28 protein-coding genes are annotated in these 22909 nt (G+C 63.6%); 14 read left to right on the forward strand and 14 right to left on the reverse strand.

What is annotated here, in order from left to right; translation table 11 throughout:
* Positions 1-24 precede the first annotated feature (24 nt).
* A complete protein-coding gene (locus AC1DMY_RS09340; protein WP_477164668.1) occupies positions 25-663 on the reverse strand; it encodes an HD domain-containing protein in 639 nt (212 codons plus the stop codon).
* Between the two features lie 140 nt (positions 664-803).
* Between AC1DMY_RS09340 and AC1DMY_RS09345 the strand changes: the two genes are divergently transcribed.
* Positions 804-1778, forward strand: coding sequence for a GlxA family transcriptional regulator (locus tag AC1DMY_RS09345; RefSeq protein WP_477164669.1), 975 nt, complete (start codon positions 804-806; stop codon positions 1776-1778).
* A 4-nt stretch (positions 1779-1782) separates the two neighbouring features.
* Here the strand turns inward: AC1DMY_RS09345 and AC1DMY_RS09350 are convergent, their stop codons facing one another.
* Positions 1783-2838: a DNA topoisomerase IB gene (locus AC1DMY_RS09350; protein ID WP_477164670.1), complete on the reverse strand. Its 1056-nt coding sequence runs from the start codon at positions 2836-2838 to the stop codon at positions 1783-1785.
* Between the two features lie 23 nt (positions 2839-2861).
* Here AC1DMY_RS09350 and AC1DMY_RS09355 point away from each other — a divergent pair, with 23 nt between their 5' ends.
* Complete coding sequence (locus tag AC1DMY_RS09355; RefSeq protein ID WP_477164671.1) at positions 2862-3539, forward strand: GIY-YIG nuclease family protein; 678 nt, start codon at positions 2862-2864, stop codon at positions 3537-3539.
* Positions 3540-3601: 62 nt separating this feature from the next.
* Positions 3602-3829: a hypothetical protein gene (locus AC1DMY_RS09360; RefSeq protein ID WP_441602245.1), complete on the forward strand. Its 228-nt coding sequence runs from the start codon at positions 3602-3604 to the stop codon at positions 3827-3829.
* Between the two features lie 3 nt (positions 3830-3832).
* Here the strand turns inward: AC1DMY_RS09360 and AC1DMY_RS09365 are convergent, their stop codons facing one another.
* The 5 genes from AC1DMY_RS09365 to AC1DMY_RS09385 all read right to left on the reverse strand — a co-directional run bounded on the left by AC1DMY_RS09365 (position 3833) and on the right by AC1DMY_RS09385 (position 9084).
* A complete protein-coding gene (locus AC1DMY_RS09365; RefSeq protein ID WP_477164672.1) occupies positions 3833-5977 on the reverse strand; it encodes an amylo-alpha-1,6-glucosidase in 2145 nt (714 codons plus the stop codon).
* A 4-nt stretch (positions 5978-5981) separates the two neighbouring features.
* The gene (locus AC1DMY_RS09370) at positions 5982-7040 is read right to left on the reverse strand and encodes a glycosyltransferase family 4 protein (RefSeq protein WP_477164673.1); all 1059 of its coding nucleotides are present in this window, start codon (positions 7038-7040) and stop codon (positions 5982-5984) included.
* Between the two features lie 307 nt (positions 7041-7347).
* Positions 7348-8103, reverse strand: coding sequence for a response regulator transcription factor (locus AC1DMY_RS09375; protein ID WP_441602242.1), 756 nt, complete (start codon positions 8101-8103; stop codon positions 7348-7350).
* A gap of 125 nt (positions 8104-8228) precedes the next feature.
* The gene (locus tag AC1DMY_RS09380) at positions 8229-8747 is read right to left on the reverse strand and encodes a hypothetical protein (RefSeq protein ID WP_477164674.1); all 519 of its coding nucleotides are present in this window, start codon (positions 8745-8747) and stop codon (positions 8229-8231) included.
* Between the two features lie 46 nt (positions 8748-8793).
* Positions 8794-9084, reverse strand: coding sequence for a glycine zipper 2TM domain-containing protein (locus AC1DMY_RS09385; RefSeq protein WP_477165007.1), 291 nt, complete (start codon positions 9082-9084; stop codon positions 8794-8796).
* Positions 9085-9350: 266 nt separating this feature from the next.
* Between AC1DMY_RS09385 and AC1DMY_RS09390 the strand changes: the two genes are divergently transcribed.
* Positions 9351-9572, forward strand: a complete 222-nt coding sequence (locus AC1DMY_RS09390) for a hypothetical protein (RefSeq protein ID WP_477164675.1) — start codon at positions 9351-9353, stop codon at positions 9570-9572.
* A 61-nt stretch (positions 9573-9633) separates the two neighbouring features.
* Here AC1DMY_RS09390 and AC1DMY_RS09395 read toward each other — a convergent pair whose 3' ends face one another.
* On the reverse strand, positions 9634-10080 hold the full coding sequence (locus tag AC1DMY_RS09395; protein WP_477164676.1) for a ferritin-like domain-containing protein: 447 nt from the start codon (positions 10078-10080) through the stop codon (positions 9634-9636).
* A gap of 260 nt (positions 10081-10340) precedes the next feature.
* Between AC1DMY_RS09395 and AC1DMY_RS09400 the strand changes: the two genes are divergently transcribed.
* Positions 10341-10568 (forward strand): hypothetical protein, encoded by a 228-nt coding sequence (locus tag AC1DMY_RS09400; protein ID WP_477164677.1) that lies wholly within the window; start codon positions 10341-10343, stop codon positions 10566-10568.
* 4 nt (positions 10569-10572) lie between these two features.
* Here the strand turns inward: AC1DMY_RS09400 and AC1DMY_RS09405 are convergent, their stop codons facing one another.
* A complete protein-coding gene (locus AC1DMY_RS09405; RefSeq protein WP_477164678.1) occupies positions 10573-10947 on the reverse strand; it encodes a response regulator in 375 nt (124 codons plus the stop codon).
* Positions 10948-11106: 159 nt separating this feature from the next.
* On the opposite strand from AC1DMY_RS09405, the gene AC1DMY_RS09410 reads away from it, so the two are divergent.
* The 7 genes from AC1DMY_RS09410 to AC1DMY_RS09440 all read left to right on the forward strand — a co-directional run bounded on the left by AC1DMY_RS09410 (position 11107) and on the right by AC1DMY_RS09440 (position 16910).
* Positions 11107-11964, forward strand: coding sequence for an STAS domain-containing protein (locus tag AC1DMY_RS09410; RefSeq protein ID WP_477164679.1), 858 nt, complete (start codon positions 11107-11109; stop codon positions 11962-11964).
* A 4-nt stretch (positions 11965-11968) separates the two neighbouring features.
* Positions 11969-12331 (forward strand): STAS domain-containing protein, encoded by a 363-nt coding sequence (locus AC1DMY_RS09415; RefSeq protein ID WP_477164680.1) that lies wholly within the window; start codon positions 11969-11971, stop codon positions 12329-12331.
* Positions 12328-12732 carry an anti-sigma regulatory factor gene (locus AC1DMY_RS09420; protein ID WP_477164681.1) on the forward strand — a complete coding sequence of 135 codons (405 nt, stop codon included), beginning with the start codon at positions 12328-12330 and terminating at the stop codon, positions 12730-12732. Before AC1DMY_RS09415 ends, AC1DMY_RS09420 begins: the two co-directional genes overlap by 4 nt.
* Positions 12723-13739: an ATP-binding protein gene (locus AC1DMY_RS09425; RefSeq protein WP_477164682.1), complete on the forward strand. Its 1017-nt coding sequence runs from the start codon at positions 12723-12725 to the stop codon at positions 13737-13739. Before AC1DMY_RS09420 ends, AC1DMY_RS09425 begins: the two co-directional genes overlap by 10 nt.
* Positions 13732-14616, forward strand: coding sequence for a sensor histidine kinase (locus AC1DMY_RS09430; protein ID WP_477164683.1), 885 nt, complete (start codon positions 13732-13734; stop codon positions 14614-14616). Before AC1DMY_RS09425 ends, AC1DMY_RS09430 begins: the two co-directional genes overlap by 8 nt.
* Complete coding sequence (locus AC1DMY_RS09435; RefSeq protein WP_477164684.1) at positions 14603-16540, forward strand: response regulator; 1938 nt, start codon at positions 14603-14605, stop codon at positions 16538-16540. Before AC1DMY_RS09430 ends, AC1DMY_RS09435 begins: the two co-directional genes overlap by 14 nt.
* Positions 16541-16724: 184 nt before the next feature.
* A complete protein-coding gene (locus AC1DMY_RS09440) occupies positions 16725-16910 on the forward strand; it encodes a CsbD family protein (protein ID WP_477164685.1) in 186 nt (61 codons plus the stop codon).
* 56 nt (positions 16911-16966) lie between these two features.
* Here the strand turns inward: AC1DMY_RS09440 and AC1DMY_RS09445 are convergent, their stop codons facing one another.
* Together AC1DMY_RS09445 and AC1DMY_RS09450 are read right to left on the reverse strand one after the other, a co-directional pair.
* Positions 16967-17656, reverse strand: coding sequence for a hypothetical protein (locus AC1DMY_RS09445; RefSeq protein ID WP_477164686.1), 690 nt, complete (start codon positions 17654-17656; stop codon positions 16967-16969).
* Between the two features lie 92 nt (positions 17657-17748).
* Entirely contained in the window at positions 17749-18030 is a 282-nt protein-coding gene (locus tag AC1DMY_RS09450; RefSeq protein ID WP_477164687.1) for a hypothetical protein, read from the reverse strand.
* A gap of 251 nt (positions 18031-18281) precedes the next feature.
* Here AC1DMY_RS09450 and AC1DMY_RS09455 point away from each other — a divergent pair, with 251 nt between their 5' ends.
* Together AC1DMY_RS09455 and ku are read left to right on the forward strand one after the other, a co-directional pair.
* Complete coding sequence (locus AC1DMY_RS09455; protein ID WP_477164688.1) at positions 18282-20132, forward strand: CHASE3 domain-containing protein; 1851 nt, start codon at positions 18282-18284, stop codon at positions 20130-20132.
* A gap of 91 nt (positions 20133-20223) precedes the next feature.
* A complete protein-coding gene (gene ku, locus AC1DMY_RS09460) occupies positions 20224-21150 on the forward strand; it encodes a non-homologous end joining protein Ku (RefSeq protein WP_477164689.1) in 927 nt (308 codons plus the stop codon).
* 16 nt (positions 21151-21166) lie between these two features.
* On the opposite strand, the gene AC1DMY_RS09465 is transcribed toward ku, so the two are convergent.
* From AC1DMY_RS09465 to AC1DMY_RS09475, 3 genes are all read right to left on the reverse strand, one after another.
* Positions 21167-21328: a hypothetical protein gene (locus tag AC1DMY_RS09465; RefSeq protein WP_477164690.1), complete on the reverse strand. Its 162-nt coding sequence runs from the start codon at positions 21326-21328 to the stop codon at positions 21167-21169.
* Between the two features lie 101 nt (positions 21329-21429).
* Positions 21430-22014: an alpha-ketoglutarate-dependent dioxygenase AlkB gene (locus AC1DMY_RS09470; RefSeq protein WP_477164691.1), complete on the reverse strand. Its 585-nt coding sequence runs from the start codon at positions 22012-22014 to the stop codon at positions 21430-21432.
* Between the two features lie 78 nt (positions 22015-22092).
* On the reverse strand, positions 22093-22728 hold the full coding sequence (locus AC1DMY_RS09475; protein ID WP_477164692.1) for a nucleotidyltransferase family protein: 636 nt from the start codon (positions 22726-22728) through the stop codon (positions 22093-22095).
* Positions 22729-22909 lie beyond the last annotated feature (181 nt).

Below are 22909 nucleotides of genomic sequence, written 5' to 3' on the forward strand. Positions count from 1 at the left end.
GCGCTCCTACAAGAAGAGGGGGCCTCAGCCCGGCCACGCCGAATTGAGGATGACGCTGCAGAAGTTGCCGCGGTGGAAGTGCGGTTCCTTCAGGGCCACCACGTCGGCTTTGACATTGCCGAACGTCGTATCCGGCTTGTGGCGGATGCCCTGGTAGAACGCCTCGATGATGTCCTGCTTGAACTGCGGGCTGCGCGGATGGGCTTGCACCACGGTGGCCCGGTCGCCGTCGGCGACGTTGGGGAAGCCCAGTCCAAGCACATCCATTTCCACACCGGCGGTGAGCAGCGCGATTTCAGGGCGCATGAATTCGGGAATGCCGGGCGTCGTGTGCAGCGCAATCGACGTCCACACCAAGTCGATGCTCTGCTGGGGAATGCCGTGGCGGCGCAGGAAGTCCGCGGCTGCGTTGGCGCCGTCCACTTCGAAACGGTGGTCCGGGCTGCTGTAGGCGGGCATCAGTCCCATGTCGTGGAACATCGCGCCGATATAGAGCAGTTCGGGGTCGAAGCTCAGCTGTTTCTCGCGGCCGGTGAGTGAGCCGAACAGGAACACGCGGCGCGAGTGGTGGTAAAGGAGGTCGGTTTCGGTATCGCGTACCAGGTCGGTGACTTCCCTGGCGAGCTGGCTGTCCGGAATGGCAACACCTGCAATCGTGGTCATGATGGATGCTCCGTAGTGGTCGGCATAGGCATGCCGCCTTGGTCACACCATTGGAGCGCGGAAGTAGACCGGCATGATTTGACTCAAAGTAGCAAATTATGCCATTTTGCTGCCACGACGGACGCATGCTGGAGGCGCCCATGATCCGCACCATCGCCATCCTTGCCTTTCCTGGCGTGCAGCTGCTGGATGTGTCCGGCCCGTTGGACGTGTTTGCCGAAGCGAATCGACGCGTTGGCAAGCCGGTTTATCAGCCGCTGGTGGTGGGTACCTCCACGCGCGCGATCGAAAGTTCGTCGGGCGTGCGGCTGATGCCGGACCTGACCCTTCGTGATCCTCTGCCGCGCTTCGATACCGTGCTCGTGGCCGGCGCACCGGGCATGGCCAATGCGCCGGTCCATCTCAGCGCCCTGGACTGGTTGCGGCGCGCGGCCAGGCGCAGTCGGCGCTATGGCTCCGTGTGCAATGGCGCGCTGGTGCTGGCGGCGAGCGGCCTGGTCGGCGGGCGTCGCATCACGACCCATTGGGGCGTGGTCGACGTGATGCGTGAGCGCTATCCCGAGATCCAGGTCGAGCCCGATGCGCTTTATCTGCGCGATGGTCCGGTATGCACCGCGGCGGGCGTGACGGCGGGCATGGATCTCGCGCTGGCCCTGGTCGAGGAAGATCTCGGCCGCGAGGTGGCGATGCAAGTAGCCAGTGAGCTGGTGATGTTCTTCAAGCGTCCCGGTGGGCAATTGCAGTTCAGCCGGCACGGTGAAGCGGAGCTGGCGGGACATGCCGCCATCCAGGAGTTGCAACGCTGGATCGGCGCCCATCCCGGCGAGGATCACTCGGTGGCAGCGCTGGCTCAGCGTGCGGGACTGAGTCCGCGTCATTTCGCGCGTGTATTCCATCAGGAAGTGGGCGTGCCGCCGGCGGAGTACGTGGAACAGGTGCGCGTGGAAGCGGCGCGTCGACTGCTGGAACTGGGTCAGGAGCCGCCAAAGCGCGTAGCCAGTTTGTGCGGCTATGCGGATGCAAACGGCCTGCGCCGTGCCTTCATGCGCCAACTCGGCGTCACGCCCGCGGACTATCGGCGCATGCATCGGCCGGCTGTTGTCACGGAGAAGTGACCACTCAGCGCGTGCGCGGGCGATGTTTCAGAAAACGCAGGGCAGCGCTTTCAAGCTTTCTCGATTGATGCACCACCGCCGCAGGTACCAGGCGTTGCAGGCTCCCGTCCTTCCATCCCTCGAACGCCTTCGGATGGATGTACGACGTGCGGCAGACCTTGGGTGTATTGCGCAACGCGTCGGCCACTTCGCGCACGACCAGGTTGATCGCTTCCTGCAGCTGCCGTTCGCTGGCATCGGGTGGGGCGGGCTGTTCGGCGAGCAGGCCGATCGCCATCACTGTACCGGCCCAAGTGCGAAAATCCTTCGCGGTGAAATCGCCGCCGCTGGCCTCATGCAGATACGCGTTGACCATGCCCGAGTCGACCGCATGGCGCTTGCCGTCATCGTCGACATATTGAAACAGGCGTTGCCCTGGTAACTGCTGGACGCGTCGCAACAGGCGGGCCAGGCGTTTATTGCTGAGCGTCACGTCGCTCTGCTGTCCGCTCTTGGCGCGAAAAATCAGGTGCAGCTTGCCTGCTTCGGTGCGCAAATGGCGCGAGCGCAACGTGGTGAGACCGTAACTGCCGTTATCGGCGGCATAAGCTTCGTTGCCCACCCGGATCAGGGTTTCATCGAGCAGCCGCACCAGCAGTGCCAACACTTTGTCCTTGGGCCAGCCGGGCAGGGCGAGATCGAGGCGCACACGCCGCCGGATGCGCGGCAGCGCCGCTCCGAATTCGGCCATATGCGAAAACTTGCCGCCATCGCGCACGCGGCGCCAGCGTGCATGGTAGCGATACTGCTTGCGTCCCCTGGCGTCGCGACCGGTGGCCTGCAGGTGCCCGCGCGGGTTGGCGCTGATCCAGACATCGACGTAGGCAGGCGGTATGGCAAGCAGGCGGATGCGATCGAGCACGCGCCCCTGGGTGATGCGATGCCCGCGCGAGTCGAGATAGACAAAACCCTTGCCCTGGCGACGCCGACGCAGGCCGGGCTCGTCGCCGCGCATGTAGACCAGGCCTTCGGACGCGGCGTCGCGTTCGGGGCGGGTGGCTGAGTGCTTGTTCACGGTCATGCGGCGAGGCTTTCACGGGCAGCGTGAATCGCCTGATTGGCTTTTGTGACCGCGGCATGGGCTTCGGTCCAGGCGATGCCTGTGCAACCATCGTGCGCATGGATGAATTCGTCATGCCCAGGACGCTCAGCAAGGGGCGTACCTTCGTCTACCTGCTGCCGTGGCGGGAGCAGGACCTGGTGAAGGTCGGCTACTCTCGGCAGCCGCTCGTGCGCATGCGCACCCTGCATCGACGTTTTTTCTACGTGTTCGATCTGGATCGCGGCTTGCTGCTGGAAACCGAGCGTCTCGCGCAGGCGCGCCAGGTGGAGCGCAGCATCCTGTTGCGGCATGCCGGGCAGCGTTCGCCCGCACCGCTGGTCATACCCGATGCGGCTGCCGGTTACAGCGAATGGCTGCGCGGCGCCTGTCCCGAGGTGACTGCCGAATTGCAGGAGATATCGGCGCGCGATGACCTGCCGCTGTATTCGCTCAAGAGCTGGCTGCAGCAGTGGTTCCTGAGTCAAGGCGACGGTCTGTACGAGTGGTCGCTGCGCATGCTGGAGGCGGTCGAGTACGAGGCGTTCAACATGCCACCTGAACTGCAACGGGGCGAGGCGGCGCGTTCGTTGGCCTACGTGATGGACGCCTGCGATGCAGTCGAAGTGCCACTGGCCGGGTTGTTTCCGGACCGTGTGCTGGCGTGGCGCCGGCAGTTTTAGCAAGACGCCTCGCTCGCAAAAATCCCACATCGCCGTGATGAATCCGGGCTTACGCTCCGCGCATGAAGCCCAATCGACTACGTCTGGAACGCAGCCTCGACGAACTGGACATCGAGGTTTCCTCGTTGCTGCAGGCGCATCCCTCGGCGACCGAATTCTGGCCGCGCTTCGCCGAGCTCGCCGACGAGCTGATGCAGCGCAGCGATCCGCTCGATCAGGACTGGTTGACCGCACGCATCGGCGCCATGCTGACCACGCACGGGGTGCAGGGGTGTTATCCGATGTTCTAAGCGTTATTGCTCAACCTGGATGCGCAGGTCGTTGTCGCCGCGTTCGCGGAACGTCACCACGCGTCCGCCGATGCGTTCGAAGCCCAGGTCCAGTTGCTCGCCGGCCACCTCGAGGCCGTTGACGACCAATCGGTCGATGCCTTGGGGGAGGCGTGGCCGGCGCACGTGCACGATGCCACGGCGGCCGTCGATTTCCACGCCCAGGCAGGCCTGCATCAGCATGAACATGGTGCCCGCTGCCCAGGCCTGCGGCATGCAGGCCACCGGATAGGCCACCGGCGGCTCGCCGGCGCGGCGCGGGAAGCCGCAGAACAGCTCCGGCAGACGCATGCCGAAGTACGTGGCGGCCTCGAAAGTCTCGCCGACCAGGCGCACCACATCGGCGCGCTCGCCGTACTGCGCCATGCCTGCAGCGCCCATGGCGACATCGTGCGGCCACACCGAGCCGTCGTGATAGGACATGGGGTTATAGCGTGCCTGCTCGTTCGCCAGCGTGCGGATGCCCCAACCGCCATCGAAGGCCGCCGAACTCAGTTGGCGGATCACCTGGCGCGCCCGTTTCTTGCGTGGCAGCCCCGTGTACAGCAGATGCCCCACGTTGGATGCGCGCACGCGGCATAGCGAATCGTCGCCGTCGCGGGCAATCGCGTAATTGGCCATCTCCTCGTCCCAGAACAGCTCTTCCACCGCATGCCGCATGGCGGTGGCGCGGGTGCGCCAGCGTGTGGCGCATTCGCTTTCGCCGCGGTGCTCGGCCAGCTTGGCCATGCTGCGCAGTGCGGCGTAGACATAGCCTTGTACTTCGATCAAGGCGATCGGCCCTTGCGGAATGCGCCCGTCAGCGTGGAATACGGAATCGTTGCTGTCCTTCCAGCCCTGGTTCACCAGGCCGCCCTCGGCGCCGCGCGAATAGGCGAGAAAACCGTGGGCGTGTGCATCGCAGGTGGTTTCGATCCAGCCCATGGCGGCCTTGAGCGAGGGCCATAGCTGGTCGATGAAGGTGTAGTCGGCGGTGCGCTGCGCATAGGCGCCGGCCAGCATCACGAACAGCGGCGTGCTGTCCACGCCGCCGTAATAGAGACCGAAGGGCACCTCGCCCAGCGAGGCCATTTCACCTGAGCGCGTCTCGTGCATGATCTTGCCCGGCGCCGAATCGCGGAACGCCGAGGTTTCCGTGGCTTGTCGACTGGACAGATAAGCCAGCACGCCGCGCGCCAGGCTGGGATCCACCCATAGCGTCTGCAAGGCCGTAATCAGGCCATCGCGTCCGAACGGCGTGGAAAACCAGGGGATGCCTGCATAAGGGTAGGGGCCGGTAGGCAGGTCGGCCACCAGCAGCGCTATGTCGGCACGTGAGCGATCCAGCCAGTTGTTGAACAGGCGCGAATTGCTCTTGAGGCAGGCGCCACGATGGCGGCGCCGGCGCATGGTGGCGCGTGCGGCGGCGGCTGCGCTGCGATAGCGCTGACGCGTGGGCCGCAGATATTCGTCGCCCACCTCGAGGTAAAGCGAGGTGCTGCCCAGCCGCGGTATGGCCAGCTCGAAGTCCGCCCGCTGCGCGGCCAGCTGATGCGGCTTTTCGGAAAACGAAATCACCGTGCTGCGCAACACCTCATCGAGTCCGCGATAACCGAGCTGGACGTGATCGCCATGGAGCTTGGCGGGCAGCGACTCGCCGCGCTGTTTGCGGGCCATGCCGCGCACTTCGAAGATGTCGCGAAAATCGGCATGAAAGCGCAGCCGAACCAATACCGTCAGGTCGCTGTCGTCGAAGTTGTGCAGGTGGATCTGCTCGAACAGGCGGTTGTCCCACAAGAGCCGGGTGCGTTGCACATGGATCACGCCCGCGGGCGCTGCCTTGCCACCCGTCGGTGGCAAGGGCTCGTTGGTGAGGTCGGCGGTGAACAGCACGTTGTCGTGGCTCACCGCGCCGCTGAGCAGGGAAGGGCGTTCGCCGCCCAGTTCCAGAATCCAGTGCGAAAGCACGCGGGTATCGTTGCGGAACATGCCCTCGGCGCCGCCCAGCATGTCGCCGCGTGCATCGCTCACGGCAAAGCTGTGCGCCGCCTTGAGCGCAAACATCGCTCGTGTTTCGCCGATGTTGAGGCTGTCGGTTATCTCGTTGGGAGTAAACGCGTCTTCATTCATCCGCTCAGGTTCCTACCGCGCGAAGATCGGCCGACTCCATCAAGGCCTGGCGGTAGACCGTCTCGTAGGCGGCCGCCATGACGTCGGCAGTGAAGCGTCGTTCGAAGACGCTACGGATACTCTTGCGGTTGAGCCTGGGGATGCGTTTGACGGCTTCGACCGCTTCGTCCTCACTGTTTACTATGAAGCCGGTCAAGCCGTCGTCGACGACGCTGGGCACGGATCCGCAGTTCCATGCGATCACCGGTGTGCCGCAGGCCATCGCCTCGATCATCACCAGCCCGAATGGCTCGGGCCAGTCGATCGGAAACAGCAGGGCACGAGCGTTGCCCAGGAAGGCCTCTTTTTCGGCGTCGCTGATCTCACCCACGTACTGCACCAGCGGATCGTCGAGCATGGGCGCGATATGTTCGTGGAAGTACGCCTGATCCACCGCATCCACCTTGGCCGCAATGCGCAGCGGAATGCCGGCACGGCGCGCAATGGCGATCGCACGATCCGGGCGCTTCTCCGGCGAGATGCGTCCGAGGAAGGCCAGATAGCCCTCGCCCGATTGGGTATGCGCGCGATAGAGCTCGGCCGGTATGCCGTGTGGCACGGTGGCAATCCAGGACGCATTGGGCATGGGCGCCCGCTGCTGCCTGGAAATGGAAACCAGTGGATACTGGGGCCAGCGCGCATAGGCGTCGCCCAGGTCGGACAGATCCAGTCGGCCGTGCAGTGTAGTGATTGTGCGCGAGGCGACGGCCTCGAAAGCGGGCAGGTGCAGCAGATCGATATGGAAGTGCAGCACGTCGAATCGATCGATCTGCCGCTGCACTTCGTGCATCAAAGTCAGGTGCGCTGCCAGGTCGGATTTCAACGGCGACGGATCGAGCCGGATCGATTGCGCACGTGTCGCGCACAATCGCGCCCGCGTTTGAGCGTCGGCGCTGGCGAATAAGGTGACGTCGTGGCCGCGCCTGACCAACGCGTCGGTCAGGTACGCAACGATGCGCTCGGTGCCACCATAGAGTTTCGGCGGAACCGATTCATAGAGCGGTGAGATCTGGGCGATACGCACGGTCACCTCGCTGATGGCGGACGGCGCCGCGTGGCGTCATCGATGGAAGGGCGCGTCCATTCGGTATGCCGGGCGATTGTCGTGAGGCGCATGAGCCCGTGGCTGCATGCCATGCAATCGGCAAGGCGGGTATCGCGGCGCTTGCGCTTGATGTTTTGCTTGCGCGGGGCGGTGTTGGTCCGTGCCTTGAACTTTGCGTGGTTGAAAGTGGAGCCTGCGTGGAGACGATGTTCGGCGTCATGGTTACAGGAAAAAAGAACGGCCGCCGATCGCTCGGCGGCCGTCGTATGGGTGCCTGGACGCTGTATCAGGCCATCGCGAGAGTCGTGCCCGATGCCTTCGGCGTTGCGCCCTTGGCGGCCGGCGAGAGGTCGGCAAGGCGATAACCGGCCGTCGGCAAGGTGTGCATCAACGGGTTGGCAAACGGCTTGTCGATCGCGCGTCGCAAGATATAGAGATGCGAGCGCAACGTATCCGAATCGGGCAGCGATTCGCCCCATACCTCGCGTTCGAGGCGGGAGCGGCTGACCACGCGCGGCGATTCGCGCATCAGGATGGCCAGCAGGCGCAGTCCGATCGGCGACAGGGTGAGTTCCTGCTCGGCACGCGTCACGCTCAGCGTGCCGGTGTCGAAGGTGAGGTCGCCGACCGTAAGGACTTCACGCGACACCTGGCGGCGCTCACGACGGATGAGCGTACGCAGGCGTGCCTCGAGCTCGCGCAAATCGAAGGGCTTGCACAGGTAATCGTCGGCACCGGTGTCAAGTCCGGCGACCTTGTCATCCAGCGTGTTGCGGCCGGTAAGCATCAGGATGGGCGCGGCCAGCTTGTGCTCCGTGCGCAGGCGGCGGCAGACTTCCAAGCCATCCATGCCAGGCAGCATGCCGTCGAGCACGACGGCGTCGTAATCGTTGGACGAAGCCAAGTGCAGGCCGGTGATGCCATCGTAGGCGTAATCGACGGTATAGCCTTGGCTTTCCAGGTATTCACCCGTGGCCTGCGCGTTCTGGCGGTTGTCTTCCACCAGGATCACGAAACCGGATCGACGTTTCTTGGCGTGCATATCTTTGCCCCCACTGTGCTGTACGTGGTGAATGACCGGATCAAATCGTTCCGGTCGTGAGCCACGTGTGAAAACCTCGTTGCTGTCGCTGGACCGAGTCAGCTGGCGTCAAAGTCGGCCCGGGCTCAATGAACGCGAGCCTCCGAAGCGGTCGAGATATCGTCCGCATTGTTGCGTTTGAAGACGTCCTTGGCCACATCCTTTTGCTTGCCGCTTTCCGTGTGCACGGAAATCAGGATGTTTCCTTCGCGAATCTTCGCGTCAAAGCGCTTGGCCTCGAACTCTGGCATGCCCAGTCCCACCAGGCTGCCGACCACGCCGCCGGTGGCGGTGCCGACCGCCGCGCCGCTGAGTGCCGCCATGATCGGGCCGGCTGCGATGAAGGGCCCGACGCCTGGTATCGCCAGCGCTCCGACGCCGGCCAGCCAGCCCAGTGCGGCGCCGACGCCCATGCCGGCGATGCCGCCCGCGGTCGCGCCTTCCGGCGCCTTGGTGTTGTGTTCGTGGGCGAAATCCTTGGTGCCGCGACGATCGGGCAGCAGGGCGGAAATATCGTTGTTGGTGAAGCCGGCCTGCTTGAGTTCCAGCAGGATCACTTCAGCCTGCTCCGAGGTGCGGGCCATGCAATAGACGGACGTTTGCATGCAGGGTTCTCCTAAGGGCTATGGATGGACGGTGATGCAACAGGGATCAGTACTGCTCCTGATGGCAGCGGCGCTCGGTGGTGTAGGTGGCGTTCTTGTCCTGATGCGATTTCTGCACCTGGTTGCCTACCACGCCGCCAGCAACGGCGCCGCCGACCGTGGCGAGCGTCTTGCCCTTACCGCCGCCCACTTGATTGCCGAGCACGCCGCCGGCCACGGCGCCAATGGCCGTGCCCGCGACGCGATGGGTGTCGCTGGAATTGACCTGCTTCACCGGCACGTCTTCGCAAACGGTGCGGGTTTGCGTCTGCGCAAACGTCGCGCCCGTTAAGGTCATCAGGACGATGGCGAGGGAAGTGATGGCACGCGTCTTCATGCGTCGGTCCTCCGTTGGCGTGACAACGAGAATTACGCGCCGACAAGTGACCAGCCGGTCAAATTTCAATGTGGAAAGTCAGCTGCGGTTGTACAGATCACGAGGGTGTGTACAGGGTGATGAATCGTTCCGATACGGCGCGCCGTGAACACGCGCATTCACGCAGCGCGTGCACGCAGTTCAATCGCCAATGGTGACGATGAATGCGTCCATGCAGGAGTCGAACGATGATCGTCGAGAAATTCGCCACGTACGTCGCGCACGCTGAGGTGCCTGCGCCTACACCCGATCCGGTCAAGCCGCCGGCACCGCCCAGCCCAGTCGAGCCACCCGCGCCAGCGGAACCACCGGTGCCCACGCCGGCGCGTCCTCCATTGACCGATCCCGAGCCGCAACCGCCGGCAGTGGGCGACCCGGTGCCGCCGCCGGAGCAGCAGCCGCAGATGTAAACAGCAGCGAGGGACGGCATGCCGTCCCTCGCTGGTCATCGGATGGAGCGAAAGCGATTGCTTACTGCACGGCGTGCTTGATCGAACTCATCTGGTCATGGCCCTGGCGCACCGAGGTATAGGCCTGCTGGATGGATTCGCGCGCAGACAGCGACAGCTTGTCGTCCTTGAGCGCTTCGTCGTATTTGGCCTTGATGTGATCCTCGCCGCGTTCCACTTCCTCGATCACCGCCTTGTCGCCGTGGCTCATGGAGCTGCGCAGGCCGGTGAACATGCGATGGGCCGATGCGAGCACAGTGCCATCGTCGGCAGGCTCGCCGCCTTCGCGACGCACGGCTTCGCGCAGACGCGCAGCTACCTGGCGGCGCTCGGCGGCGCGGGTGAGGAAGAGATCGCGGAACTGGGCATTTTCCGCATCCTTGGCTGCCTCGGCGTAACCATCGACGCTATCGATGGTGGTTTCGATCAGGCCGTTCAGTACCTTGATTTCGTGGTCGTGCTGACTCATGGGGCTAACCTCGTCGTGGGGTGTGCCCTGACGATGGCGATCCGCTCGTGAGCGCACTGCCGCTCAAATGTGAAACATCCGAAGAGAGCTGAGATCCGTCTGTTGCGTTTGGCTGGCGTTGCATGTGCGGCTCGAAGGCCGCGCGAATCACGCTTAGCCGACACATTCGCGACGCGTTGCATAACGCCGCATCGCTACAAGTTCAAAGCGCCTGTGAGAGATGCGCCGAAGCCCTTCTCCCGATGAGTCGTTGAATCATCATGACCAAGAATCGCGACAACCTCGATAGCGATCTGGATCGATTGCAAGGCTATGCGCAGAACCTGGCCCGGAAATATCCGGAGCCACCGTTGTTCTGGCAGGAGTTTTCAGGCCTGGCCGAAGAGGTGCTGCGCAATGCCGCGCGTGACGATCACGAGTGGGTGCTGCAGCGCATTCGGCGCATGGTGGCGGAGGTGGGCATGGGCGCTCCACCTGCGAGGCCTTGATCGATCAGGCCGCCACCTTGCTCGTGGCCTCGATGGCGGCAAGCAGCGATCGGCGGTCATAAGGCTTGTTGAGATAGTGGCTGCCCGATGCCAGCCAGGCAGGATCGGGTATGGCCTCGCCCGAGGTCATCAGGACGCGCAACCCCGGTTGGGCCAGTCGTGCGAGCCGCGCCAGTTCCGCGCCGCTCATGCCGCCGGGCAGGTTGATATCGGTGAACAGGACATCGGGCTGGCTTTGTTTGAGCCATTCGCTGGCGAGCTCGCCACTGGCCATCGCATGCACGAGATGGCCTTCCGACTCCAATAACACGCTGGCAATGGCGCGGATGCCGTCGTCGTCTTCGACGAGCAGGATGGTCAGGACGTGATCGGAACTCATGAAGTCGCCTGGTGGACCAAAGGCCGTAACCGATCTGTCTAAAGGCGCGAACGTCAACAGCGTGTCAAATTTCCATACACATCGAAGTTTTCTTGCGCGCCTATTCCCAAGCTCCACTTGATCCCGGATGATGAATGAATTCAACGGGGAGATTGCCTAATGTCGATTCTCAAGCCGGCAACCATCGACGCGATCAAGAAGAACGAGCCCACCTTGCTGGAAGGGTGGATCTCGAACTTGGAGCAGGGTGGTTCGCTGTCGGACAACCGCATCAGCCGCGATGACGTGGGTCGCCAGGCGAAGGAGTTTCTTGCCTTGCTGGTGAGCGCCTCGGCCGCTGGCGATGTGGCCGACCTGGCCAAGAGCGAATGGGCCGAATCGCGCCAGTTCCTCGAAACGCTGTCGCGCAGCCGCGCGATGCAGGGCTTCGACTCCCATCACACGGCGCACTTCATATTTTCGCTGAAGCGCCCGTTGTTCGACCTGCTGCAGAAGACGTATGCGAGCGATCCCGCGGCGCTGTCGGCCGAGGTTTGGTCGATCTCCGAGCTGCTCGACACCTTGGGCATGCACACGATCCGCGCTTTCCAGAAATCGCGCGAAGAAGTGATCCGCCGCCAGCAGGAGGAATTGCTCGAGCTTTCCACGCCGGTGGTGAAGCTGTGGGATGGCGTGCTGGCCTTGCCCATGATCGGCACGCTCGATTCGCAGCGTACGCAGGTGGTGATGGAGTCGCTGCTGCAGCGTATCGTGGAAACCGGTTCGGACATCGCCATCATCGACATCACCGGCGTGCCCACCGTCGATACGCTGGTCGCCCAGCATCTCCTGAAGACGGTGACGGCAATCCGCCTGATGGGCGCGGACTGCATCATCAGCGGTATTCGCCCGCAGATTGCGCAGACCATCGTGCACCTGGGCCTGGATCTCGGCGGTATCGTGACCAAGGCCAACCTGGCCGACGCGCTGGCGCTGGCGCTCAAGCGCTCGGGCCTGAGCGTGACGCGGGCCGAGTAAGCCGATGGACCGCATTCCCATACTGCGCATGGGCAACTTCCTGCTGGTGACCATCCAGGTCGACATGCATGACCAGCTCGCCATGACCTTGCAGGACGACTTGTCGGCCAAGATCAGCGAAACCTCGGCCAAGGGGGTGCTGATCGATATTTCCGCGCTTGACGTGGTCGACTCCTTCATCGGCCGGATGATCGGCATGATCTCGGGCTTGTCGCGCATCATGGATGCCGAAACCGTGGTGGTCGGCATGCAGCCGGCGGTAGCGATCACTCTGGTGGAACTGGGGCTCACGTTGTCCGGTGTGAGCACGGCGCTCGATGTCGAGCGCGGCATGAAACTTCTGCGCGAGCGTGTCCGCAATCAATGAGCACACCGCACAGTGGAACCTACGCCATTCGCTCTGAGCAGGACGTTGTGCTCGGCCGGCAGGCCGTGCGCAAGCTGGCACAGGAATGCGGCCTGCGTCTGGTGGACCAGACCAAGCTGGTGACCGCGGTCAGCGAGCTGGCGCGCAACGCCGTGATCTATGGCGGTGGCGGCGACATGGATTGGGAGATCGTGGAAGAGGGCGCGCGCAAAGGCGTGCGCTTGGTTTTTCGCGACACCGGCCCGGGCATTGCCGATCTCAAGCAAGCCATGACCGATGGCTGGACTTCCGGCAACGGCCTTGGGCTGGGCCTGGCAGGCGCCAAGCGGCTGGTCGATCTATTTGAAATACAGAGCGCGCCAGGACAAGGGACGCGCGTCACCATCACCAAATGGAACTGACGCTGCCTGGGTCGCTGGGCGTCGCCATTGCGATCGATGAAATCACCCAGGTCGGCCAGGCACGCCGCTATGCGCAGCAGCTGGCCGACGAAGCGGGATTCGACGATACGGACGGCGGGCGCGTCGCGCTGGTGGCCACTGAGCTGGCCACCAATGTCATCAAGCATGGCCTTGGCGGCGCGATCTACTTGCGGGAAGTGCCTGGGCGGAGCACGCGCGGCGTCGAGATCATCGCCGTGGACCGCGGGCCCGGTTTCAGTCTTGCCAGTTGCCTGCCGGATGGCTTTTCCACCCGCGGTACCCAGGGCATCGGGCTTGGCGCTGTCGTTCGCCAGTCGCAGGTCATGGATGTCTACGCCGATAGCCGCGGCTCGGTGGTGCTCGCTCGTTTCTATCCGCGCCAGCAGGCCAACGAAGACCTGCGCTTCGGCGTGAGCCAGACGGCGCTGCACGGTGAAACGTCTTGCGGCGACGGCTGGGCGCTGGCGAGCAAGGACACCACCTGGTCGTTCCTGATGGTCGACGGGCTAGGGCATGGCGAAGCTGCGGCGATGGCGGCAGAGGCTGCCGTCAAAGCCTTCGTCGCCCAGCCGCTGACGGAGCCGGCCGCATTGATGGCGGATCTGCATCAGGCCATGATGGGCACTCGCGGTGGTGCGGTGGGCTTGGCCCGGGTGGACACGGCGCAGGGTACGCTGCGCTTCTCCGGCATCGGCAATATCTCCGCCTCGTTGCTGACGGCGGAGTCCACGCGCGGCCTGGCCTCGCATCCTGGCATCGTCGGCGCCCAGTTCCGGCGCGCCCAGGCCTTCGATTTCAGCGATATCATCGGGCAGCTGCTGATCATGCACAGCGACGGCCTGCAATCGAGGTGGCGCATGGCGGATTACCCGGGTCTCTTGCAGCGGCATCCGGCGGTGATTGCTGCGGTACTGCATCGCGACTTTAATCGGAATCGCGACGATGCCACCGTGATGGTGATTGCCCTGGAGCGGCCGCATGTCTGATTCCATCAAGTCCGGCGGATCCGACGCCTCCGTGCGCGGCGAGCTGGAGCGCCTGCGCGAGGAGTCGGCTGCGCTGCGCGCCGAACTGGACGAAACCAACCAGGGCGTGGTCGCGCTCTACGCCGAACTGGACAAGCAGGCCGAACAGCTGCGCGAAGCCTCCGAGCTGAAGAGCCGCTTCCTGTCCTATATGAGCCACGAATTCCGAACGCCGCTGGGCTCGATCCTGAGCATCGCGCGCATCATGACCGACGAAATGGACGGCGAGCTCTCGGAAGAACAGCACCGCCAGGTCAGGTACATCTCCAACGCCGCGCGCGAACTGAGCGACATGGTCGATGACTTGCTGGACCTGGCCAAGATCGAGGCAGGGCGCATCACTATCTCGCCGGCCTGGTTCGACATGGTGGATCTGTTCTCCGCGTTGCGCGGCACTTTCCGTCCGATCACCGAGATGACCGATGCCGACCTCATTTTCGAGGATCCCGAAGGCATGCCCAAGCTCTACACGGACGATCGCAAAGTGGCGCAGATCCTGCGCAACTACATTTCCAATGCCTTGAAGTTCACGCCGCGTGGCACGGTGAAAGTGTCGGCGCACCTGCAGGACGATGGCACCGTGTGTTTCGCCGTGCGCGATACGGGCATCGGCATTCCGCAAGACCTGCAGCAGGATCTGTTCAAGGATTTCAGTCAGCTGGAATCGCCGCTGCAGAAGCGGCTGCGCGGCACCGGCCTGGGGCTTGCGCTGTGCAAGCGCTACGCGGAATTGCTCGGCGGCCACGTCGGCATGGAAAGCAAACCGGGCGAGGGTTCGGTGTTTTTCGTTGTTCTTCCGCGCACGCTCCCGGAGGCTGCTGCCGATGCCACGCCATAACCCGCTGCTGATCGTCGACGACAATGCCGCGACGCGCTACTCGATGCGGCGTGTGCTCGAGCGCCACGGCTATCCCGTGATGGAGGCGGGCACGGGCACGGAGGGCCTGGCCTTGATGGCGCAGCACGCGTTCGCGGCGTTGATCCTGGATGTGAATCTTCCCGATATCAGCGGCTTCGATATCGTCCGGCATCTGCGCAGCCAGGCTCCCACCCGATTGCTGCCGGTCATCCATGTGTCGGCGGCATCGATCGAAACCAATGATTTGATCACCGGTCTGGATGCGGGCGCCGATGCCTATCTCATCCACCCGGTGGATCCGGACGTACTGCTGGCCACGCTGCGCACCTTGTTGCGCGTACGCATTGCCGAAGATGCGCTGCTGGAAAGCGAGGCCCGTTTCCGCGAGATCTTCACCAGCGCCATCGCGCCGATCGCGGTGATGGACTCGGGCCTGGTGGTGCATGAGGCGAACGAGGCCTTCATGCGACTGCTGGATGGTGCCGTGGATGAAGGCAGGCTTCCCGCCGCCTTCGAGCACAATCAGGATGACGCACTGGAGCAATTGCGCACGCATCTGTCGGAGCGCAAGCGCTGGCGCGGCACATTCTCGATGAGTATTCGTGGCGTCGCACGCTATATCGAGTGGCGCATCGCGCCGTATCGTGCGCCGGATCTTGGCCTGGTCTTCGTCGAAGACGTCACCGAGCAGTGGCGGCGCGAGCAGCGCCACGTGGCGGCCCTGGCCTCGGTCAACACCCAGCTGGCCCAGGAAATCGCCGAGCGCGAGCGCACGGAGTCGCAGCTGCACCAGGCCATGAAGATGGACGCGCTGGGCAAGCTCACCGGCGGCATCGCACACGATTTCAACAACCTGCTCACCACCATCATCACCGGCATCGACCTGATGAGTCGCCATGTTGCCGAAGGGCGCGTGGAAGGCGTGCAGCGCTTTGCCGATATGGCGCTGGGTTCGGCGCGCCGCGCCGTGTCGCTGACCCATCGCCTGCTGGCCTTTGCGCGCCAGCAGCCGCTCGATCCCAAGCCGGTGGACATCAATCACCTGGTGCGTTCGTTGGGCGACCTGTTGCGCCGGACCATTGGCGAGCACATTGAACTGCGCTTCGACCTGATGGACGGCACGGGCATCGCCAAGGTGGACGCGAACCAGCTGGAAAACGCCATCATCAACCTGGTCATCAATGCGCGTGATGCCATGCCAAATGGCGGCGAGATTCGCGTGCTGACATCCACGGTCAGCCTGGATGGCGACAGTGAATTGCCCAATGGGGACTATGTGCAGGTGGCCGTGATCGACAATGGCACCGGCATCGAGCCCGAAGTGCTGGAGCGAGTGTTCGAGCCGTTCTTCTCGACCAAGCCGATCGGCAAGGGCACGGGCCTGGGGCTGTCGATGATCTACGGATTCTCCCGGCAATCGGGAGGGCGCGTGGCCATCTGCAGCCAGAAGGGCGTGGGCACCGAAGTGCGGCTTACCCTGCCGCGCGGGCAATTGCAGGTGGAGGAAGAAGTCGATGCCTCGGTCGACTCAGTGCAGGGGCAAGGCGAAAGCATCCTCATCGTGGAAGACAACACCTCGTTGCGCGCCCTGGCACGCGAGCTTCTATCCGATGCGGGTTATCACTGCACCGAGGCGGAGGATGTGGAAGCCGCACTGCGCGCGCTGCGTGGGGACGGGGCCATCCACCTGCTGCTTACCGATGTCGGTCTGCCAGGCATGAATGGCAGGCAGTTGGCCGAGGCCGCGCGCGCATGGCGACCGGCTTTGCCGATCCTGTTCATGACCGGATATGCCGAACGTGCATTGACCGGAGAAGAGTTGCTCGACGAGGGCATGGACATCCTGATCAAGCCCTTTGAGATCGACCAGCTGTTGACCAAGGTGCGCGACATGCTCAATTGAGCGCGCCGACTGGTGCGTGAATGCGCACGTGCTGCGCATGTGTCCTTGCCACGCTGCTAACAAGTGGCCAACGCAGCTGAAGACGCGTTCAGAAGATCGGTGTGCTTTCTTCTATTTTCACAGGGCGGGCACCACGCAATTCCTAAAAACGTCCTGTCGCAATAAGGCGGCTCTGGAGGATGTTATGGATAAGAATCGCGTTGAAGGCACCAAGCATGAAGTGAAGGGCGCCATCAAAGAAGGCGTCGGCAAGGTCACCAACAACCCCGCCAAGGAAGCCGCGGGCAACATCGAAAAGAATGCTGGCAAGATCCAGAAGGAAATCGGCAAAGAGCACGATCGCCAGCGCGACCTCGACAAGCACCATTAATTAGTCCTACTACGCTCTAACAGGGAGAGCGGCGCTCGGCAGGGCGCCGCTACTCTTTAGCCCGGGCTGATTTCCCTGAGCACGTCGGCACAGCGCACACCTTCACTGGCCATGCGCAGCAGGAGCGCGCGCAGATGCTCGTCGTTGCGTCCGCAGGGCGTGTCCAGGGCAAGATCGGTCAGCAGCACGATATTGCTGAGGATATTGTTGGCGCGGTGCACGGCGCCCATCGCGGCGCTGGACGTTGCGCTGTCACCACCCAGCATCTGCCAGCACAGCAGCGGCCACATCAGCATGCGGATTTCGGCGAGCAGGGCGATGGTGTCGGTCACGTCGACGTCGTCGTGAGTAAAGTAGACACCGAGCGAACCGAATTTCATGGGGCCTTGTTGCAAGGCCACCGTGGCGCCTCCAGCGACACCCAGATGGGCCAGCCACGGGTCGCGACTGAGCATCGTCCGTTCCAGCGCTACCGGCGCCGGTGCGCCGAACACCTGTTCGATAGTGCTGCCGCCCAGCGGGTAGAGATCGCGCGAGAGGGCTTGAGCACTAGGACCATACGACGACGCGAGTGAGCCATGCGTGCCCGCGCCGTTGATACGCAACACCAGGCAGACGTCCGCGCCTACTTGTTGGCCGATGGTGGCGAGCAGCCACTGCATCGCTTCCGTCGCCGAAGGTCGGCCGAACGCTTCGCCGATCCAGCCTGGGATGGCGCTGCTGAAGCTCGACGGCGATGCATTCATGGCTTGCCTGCAGTCACCGCTATCGGTGACAGAGAGATCATTCGATGCGCTGAGGCGCCCGGTCGACAGGGTGTCCAAACCCTAGGTCCAGCTCACCAGCGCAGGCGTGCCCGCGCGCGAGAGGCCCGCTCGCCCAGATGAACGCCGGTCCACGCCACGCCAAACGCCAGAGGCAACAGCGCCAGGCGTAACGCAGGCGATACCAGCCCACTTCCGGCAAGCAGCACGCACGCCAACACCAGCAGCAGATCCGCCCCCAGGCGCCTGCGCCGGCAATCGGCAACCTTCCTGAGGTAAATGGCCATCGCCTCGTCAAACGCCGCCCGTTCCCCGAGCGAGGTGACACTGCGTTCCCGCGTGGCCATCATGCGCATTCGCTTTCCCCCAGCCTGACGCCCATACGGCGCGTGAAGGCATGGTAGCGGCAGGGAAGGTGATGACCGTATCAAGAAATCGTATGAACGCAATTCAGCTCTCTACACACGATAAAGACCGCATTGACAGCACCTGCCGTATGGGCAAAATCGCGGGATCAGCGTTATGAAACGGTGACGCCTCCAGTTCGCTGGCGGCGCGCCCTCGTCGCGCAGTGGGGGAAATCGGCGATGGTGTTCAAGGGGGTTCGATGGAATCGGTAGCCATACGCTCGCGCATGAGGCGAGGCATCGTCGGCGGGTTCGCGCTGCTGGGCGTGGCTTGCGTGTTGATCGTGTTTGCGGTGGCGTCGAGTTTTCGCGCCGAGAGGTGGGTGGAGCATTCGCTGGAGCTGCAGCAGAGTACCTGGGAGCTTTTCAGTCTGGTGCAGGACGCCGAGACGGGACAGCGCGGCTACCTGCTCACCGGCGATCGCTCCTACCTGCAGCCTTTCCTCGAGGCCAAGGCCCAACTGCCCGAGCGCGAAGACCAGCTGCGCCGGATGGTGGCGCTAAGCCCCGAACGGGCTGCTCAGCAGAATCAGCTGTTCGATCTCATTGCCGCAAAGATGGATGAGCTCGGCCGCACCGTGCAACTGCGCGACAACGGCCAGCTTGATGAGGCCGGGGCGCTGGTCAAGGGCGATATCGGTCGCCAGTTGATGGTGCAGATACGCAGCGTAGTCACCGGCATGGACCGGGGCGAGCAGACCGTATTGCGCAAGCGCACCTCGGCCATGGATACACAGCGCCTGCTGTTGATGATCGCCATCGTGCTGGCGATAGGCTTGGCCTGCGCGCTTGCCTATCTGGTGATACGCGAAGGCCGCCAGCATGCGCATGCGCTGCGACGTTCCGTGGAGGCGCTGGAGCAGGAAATCCAGCAGCGCGAAGAGGTGGAGGCACAGCTGCGCCAGGCGCAGAAGATGGAAGCGATTGGCCAGCTCACCGGCGGCGTCGCCCACGATTTCAACAATATGCTGGCCATTATCATCGGCAATCTCGAGTTGCTGATGCGGCGGCTGCCAGCGGAGGACGCTCGCCTGCAGGGGCCGGCCAACAACGCACTCAATGGCGCGATGATGGCGGGGGAGCTCACCAAGCAACTGCTTGCGTTCTCACGACAGCAAGCGCTGCAGCCCAAGCCCACCGATATCAACCTGTGCATCCGCGACATGTCCGCGCTATTGCGCCGGTCGCTGGGTGAAAACATCAAGATCGAGACGGTGCAGGCCGGCGGCTTGTGGCCCGCCTTCGTCGACCGTGCGCAGCTGGAAAGCGCCATCGTCAACCTGGCGGTCAACAGTCGCGACGCCATGGGCGGCTCGGGCAAGCTCACCATCGAAACGGCAAACACGGTGCTCGACCGCACCTACGCCAAGCAGCATCTTGAAGTCACCGCGGGCCAATACGTGATGGTGGCGGTGACCGACACCGGTGGCGGCATGAGTGCGGAGGTCATGCAGAAAGCCTTCGACCCGTTCTTCAGCACCAAGGAGCTGGGCAAGGGCACCGGCCTGGGCCTCAGCCAGGTACACGGGTTCGTCAAGCAATCGCATGGCCACATCAAGATTTACAGCGAGATCGGCGTCGGCACGACGGTGAAGCTCTATCTGCCGCGCGACTTCTCCGAGGCGCTGGATGAAACCGTCGCGCCTCATCGTGAGGAGGCCGTGCTCTCGCATCACAAAGTCCTGGTGGTCGAGGACGATCAGGATGTCCGCTTGTTCGTGGTCAACGCGCTACGGGAAATCGGTTACATCGCGATCGAGGCCGGCGGAGCCGATGCCGCGCTGCTTGCCTTGGACGAACATCCCGACGTCAGCGTGCTGCTTACCGATGTGGTGATGCCTGGCACCAATGGCCGCCAGCTGGCCAGCAAGGCCAAGGAGCGCTATCCCGACCTGATCGTGGTCTACATGACCGGCTACACGCGCAACGCGATCGTCCACAACGGCATCCTGGACGCAGGCGTGCGACTGATCAGCAAGCCGTTCACCATGGTGGAACTGGCGCGCGAGATGCTGGCGGCGATCAAGGACGGCACCAGCGAGCACGCCTAGCGGGAGGCGCACGCGGGATTTCACGCATGGCTCACCGCGGGCTCACGCGCCAGGGCTTTTGCTCAGGGTTCGTCCTACGAGGAGCCCTGACATGGCCCGCCCCATCTGGACTGGAACGCTGTCGTTCGGTCTATTGAACGTGCCGGTATCGGTGATGCCGGCGGAGCGACGCGTCGACCTGCATTTCCGCATGCTCGACAGCCGCAGCAATACGCCCATCCGCTACGAGCGCGTCAACGCCGATACGGGCGAGGAAGTGCCGTGGAAGGACATCGTCAAGGCGTACGAATACAAGAAAGGCAGTTACGTCGTGCTGCGGCCGGAAGACATCAAATCCGCCTCGCCGGAAGGGCGCGAGGCAGTGGAAGTGGAAGCCTTTGTCGATGCGGCGTCAGTGGGACCGGAATACTTCGAGAAGCCCTATGTGCTGGTCCCGGGCAAGAAGGCCGAGAAGGGTTATGTGCTGCTGCGCGAAACGCTGCGCCGCACCGGCAAGATCGGCATCGCGCGCGTAGTCATTCGTACGCGCGGCTATCTCTCCGCCGTGATTCCCAAAGACGACAGCCTGCTGCTGGTGCTGCTGCGCTATCCCCAGGAGCTGGTGGATGTGGACGATTACGCGCTGCCGTCGGGCAAGACGGCCAGCTACCGCATCACCGCCAAGGAATTGCAGATGGCCGGGCAACTCGTCGATTCCATGTCTGGCAAGTGGGACCCGGGCGACTACCGTGACGAGTTCCGCGACCGCCTGCACAAGGTGATCGAGAAGCGCATGAAATCCAAGGGCGTGGTGACGCCGCTTGAGGATGAGGCGTCGGCGCCGGAAAACGCCAGCACTAACGTGGTGGATTTCATGTCACTGCTGCAGAAGAGCCTGGCCAGCAAGAAACGGACACCCGCCAAGAAGGCGGTTTCACGCGGCAAGGTCAAAGAGGGCGCTGCGCCGCGCAAGCGAGTCGCGAAGAAGACGGCCAAGAAAGCGCCCGCCCGCAAGCGAGCGACACGATCCAGCGCTTAAGTCCGCAGCCCGATCCTCACGACGACTTGGGCTTTTGCCGCGGGTTGTTTTGCGGCTCGTGCGGCGTGTGTTCGTCAGGCATGGCTTTGCCCTTCGATGGCGTCGGTTGCGGCTCGGGATAGCCTGACGTGCCCGGCGGCTGATGGTGCAGTTCCCGATCTTTCTTCTCGGTGCTCATGGCCACGGCCTTTGCATGGAGGTGCCCCGAGGCTGTCGCCTGGGTCTTCAATGGAGCGTCGCGCTCGCGTGAGTGTTGCGTTGCGCGTTCAGCCGCAACACTCAGTCGCGCTTGCGTGTCCTGAATGCCAGGCTGATGCGCGGACCCAGCGGATGGGTCTGCTTGGGAATGCCGTGGTCGTAGTGAAGCTGGGTTTCCCAGCTCATCAGCAGCAGGCTGCCGGCCGCCAGATCCAGGTCCAACCGCCGTGCCGGCACGTGTTTCTTGTTGCGGATGTGCATGCGGCGCGTCTCGCCAAGTGAGATGAGCGCGATCGGGCGGCCCTCCTGCAGATCGCCCAGTCGGTCGTTGTGCATGGCCACGCTGTCGTGCTCATCGCGGTAGAGATTGAGGCCGATGCTGTTGAACTGCTCACCGGTGATGGCGCGCACCCGCTCGAGCGCGCTGCCCAAGGGTTCGGGCAACTCCGCCTCCTCGGCAGCGAAATGCGCGGTCAGGCGCGGCACATCGAGCTCGCGCTCGTACATCACGCGACGCTGCTGCCGCCAGATGGGACTATCCAGAAGCTGTGCATGCCACTGCGCCGCGTGCTCGGCGGGGATGACGTTTTCTTCATAGACGATCCGTCCGCTGGCGTCGTCCAGCAGAATCAGCGGGCCTTGGGAAAACAGTGAAAATTGCGTCACGGGCGGGCGGGGCAAAGGGCTTGGGAACTGTCCTCAGATGGGGGCGGTCAGCCTGAAATCGAGTGCCCCGTCTGGCGTTCAAAAGGCCCCGTCATCGGTGGGTGGTTTCGCCCGCAGACTTGGCCAAGTGCTTTCATCGTCAGGGTTGTCGGCGTCGACAAATGCCTCGGGCAGGTCGAAGGCATCGACTTGCGCGGCGTATTTCTGCAGCAAGGATTCCGCGCCGGTGGTTGCCTGTAGCGTGGCAAGCTCCTGGGCATAGGCGATGGGGAAAATGCATGGCGGGCGCAGCACGCGCTGCCGGCCGCAGGCCAGGATGCGGTCGGGTTTCGCCGCGTGAGCCGCTAGCATTTTTTCCATATGGCCGACGCGGATCGATGCCTGGTTGGCCAAGAGCACCATCAGTGCCCGCAGTGGTTCTGCGCTGGCCAGGAGCGCTTTTACTCCCTCGGCCAGCGAGCCGCCGGCACCCTCCGACGATGCCTGGTTTTCTACCGGGACGATGTCCAGATTGTTGAGGCAATCGATGACGCGGTCCCCTTGCGCACCGACCACGACCACCACGGGCTGAAGACGTGCGGCCAGCGCATCCCGCGCGACCCGCCGCACCGTGGGCTCGCCATCGATGGCGATGACCTGCCTGAGCGCGTCGAGGCGACTGGCACTATCGGCCGCCAGAATGATCCCACCCACGCGCAGCTCGCGACGATTCATGGCGAGAGCCGCGGAGGGAGCCGGCGGGGCTTGTCACTGACCGTCGTCGATGCCGCAGGACATCGCAATAAAGGCTTGCTGTTGATCTTCATGGTGCAGAGTCAGCGACGAATCGCGTGGAGATTTTGTCAACGTGGCGACAGTCAGATTGATGTTAATGATGGACCTGGTCCGCAATCGA

The sequence above is a fragment of the Dyella sp. 01L423 genome (assembly GCF_056399945.1).

What these genes read in the sequence shown, in the direction of transcription:
- AC1DMY_RS09410 (WP_477164679.1), top strand. Translation starts at nt 11,107, where the DNA reads ATGTCGATTCTCAAGCCGGCAACCATCGACGCGATCAAGAAGAACGAG.
- AC1DMY_RS09465 (WP_477164690.1), bottom strand. Translation starts at nt 21,328, where the DNA reads ATGAGCACCGAGAAGAAAGATCGGGAACTGCACCATCAGCCGCCGGGC.
- AC1DMY_RS09380 (WP_477164674.1), bottom strand. Translation starts at nt 8,747, where the DNA reads ATGCAAACGTCCGTCTATTGCATGGCCCGCACCTCGGAGCAGGCTGAA.
- AC1DMY_RS09375 (WP_441602242.1), bottom strand. Translation starts at nt 8,103, where the DNA reads ATGCACGCCAAGAAACGTCGATCCGGTTTCGTGATCCTGGTGGAAGAC.
- AC1DMY_RS09440 (WP_477164685.1), top strand. Translation starts at nt 16,725, where the DNA reads ATGGATAAGAATCGCGTTGAAGGCACCAAGCATGAAGTGAAGGGCGCC.
- AC1DMY_RS09415 (WP_477164680.1), top strand. Translation starts at nt 11,969, where the DNA reads ATGGACCGCATTCCCATACTGCGCATGGGCAACTTCCTGCTGGTGACC.
- AC1DMY_RS09455 (WP_477164688.1), top strand. Translation starts at nt 18,282, where the DNA reads ATGGAATCGGTAGCCATACGCTCGCGCATGAGGCGAGGCATCGTCGGC.
- AC1DMY_RS09365 (WP_477164672.1), bottom strand. Translation starts at nt 5,977, where the DNA reads ATGAATGAAGACGCGTTTACTCCCAACGAGATAACCGACAGCCTCAAC.
- AC1DMY_RS09385 (WP_477165007.1), bottom strand. Translation starts at nt 9,084, where the DNA reads ATGACCTTAACGGGCGCGACGTTTGCGCAGACGCAAACCCGCACCGTT.
- AC1DMY_RS09390 (WP_477164675.1), top strand. Translation starts at nt 9,351, where the DNA reads ATGATCGTCGAGAAATTCGCCACGTACGTCGCGCACGCTGAGGTGCCT.
- AC1DMY_RS09475 (WP_477164692.1), bottom strand. Translation starts at nt 22,728, where the DNA reads ATGAATCGTCGCGAGCTGCGCGTGGGTGGGATCATTCTGGCGGCCGAT.
- AC1DMY_RS09445 (WP_477164686.1), bottom strand. Translation starts at nt 17,656, where the DNA reads ATGAATGCATCGCCGTCGAGCTTCAGCAGCGCCATCCCAGGCTGGATC.
- AC1DMY_RS09395 (WP_477164676.1), bottom strand. Translation starts at nt 10,080, where the DNA reads ATGAGTCAGCACGACCACGAAATCAAGGTACTGAACGGCCTGATCGAA.
- AC1DMY_RS09345 (WP_477164669.1), top strand. Translation starts at nt 804, where the DNA reads ATGATCCGCACCATCGCCATCCTTGCCTTTCCTGGCGTGCAGCTGCTG.
- AC1DMY_RS09340 (WP_477164668.1), bottom strand. Translation starts at nt 663, where the DNA reads ATGACCACGATTGCAGGTGTTGCCATTCCGGACAGCCAGCTCGCCAGG.
- AC1DMY_RS09400 (WP_477164677.1), top strand. Translation starts at nt 10,341, where the DNA reads ATGACCAAGAATCGCGACAACCTCGATAGCGATCTGGATCGATTGCAA.
- AC1DMY_RS09425 (WP_477164682.1), top strand. Translation starts at nt 12,723, where the DNA reads ATGGAACTGACGCTGCCTGGGTCGCTGGGCGTCGCCATTGCGATCGAT.
- AC1DMY_RS09350 (WP_477164670.1), bottom strand. Translation starts at nt 2,838, where the DNA reads ATGACCGTGAACAAGCACTCAGCCACCCGCCCCGAACGCGACGCCGCG.
- ku (WP_477164689.1), top strand. Translation starts at nt 20,224, where the DNA reads ATGGCCCGCCCCATCTGGACTGGAACGCTGTCGTTCGGTCTATTGAAC.
- AC1DMY_RS09360 (WP_441602245.1), top strand. Translation starts at nt 3,602, where the DNA reads ATGAAGCCCAATCGACTACGTCTGGAACGCAGCCTCGACGAACTGGAC.
- AC1DMY_RS09435 (WP_477164684.1), top strand. Translation starts at nt 14,603, where the DNA reads ATGCCACGCCATAACCCGCTGCTGATCGTCGACGACAATGCCGCGACG.
- AC1DMY_RS09450 (WP_477164687.1), bottom strand. Translation starts at nt 18,030, where the DNA reads ATGCGCATGATGGCCACGCGGGAACGCAGTGTCACCTCGCTCGGGGAA.
- AC1DMY_RS09405 (WP_477164678.1), bottom strand. Translation starts at nt 10,947, where the DNA reads ATGAGTTCCGATCACGTCCTGACCATCCTGCTCGTCGAAGACGACGAC.
- AC1DMY_RS09430 (WP_477164683.1), top strand. Translation starts at nt 13,732, where the DNA reads ATGTCTGATTCCATCAAGTCCGGCGGATCCGACGCCTCCGTGCGCGGC.
- AC1DMY_RS09420 (WP_477164681.1), top strand. Translation starts at nt 12,328, where the DNA reads ATGAGCACACCGCACAGTGGAACCTACGCCATTCGCTCTGAGCAGGAC.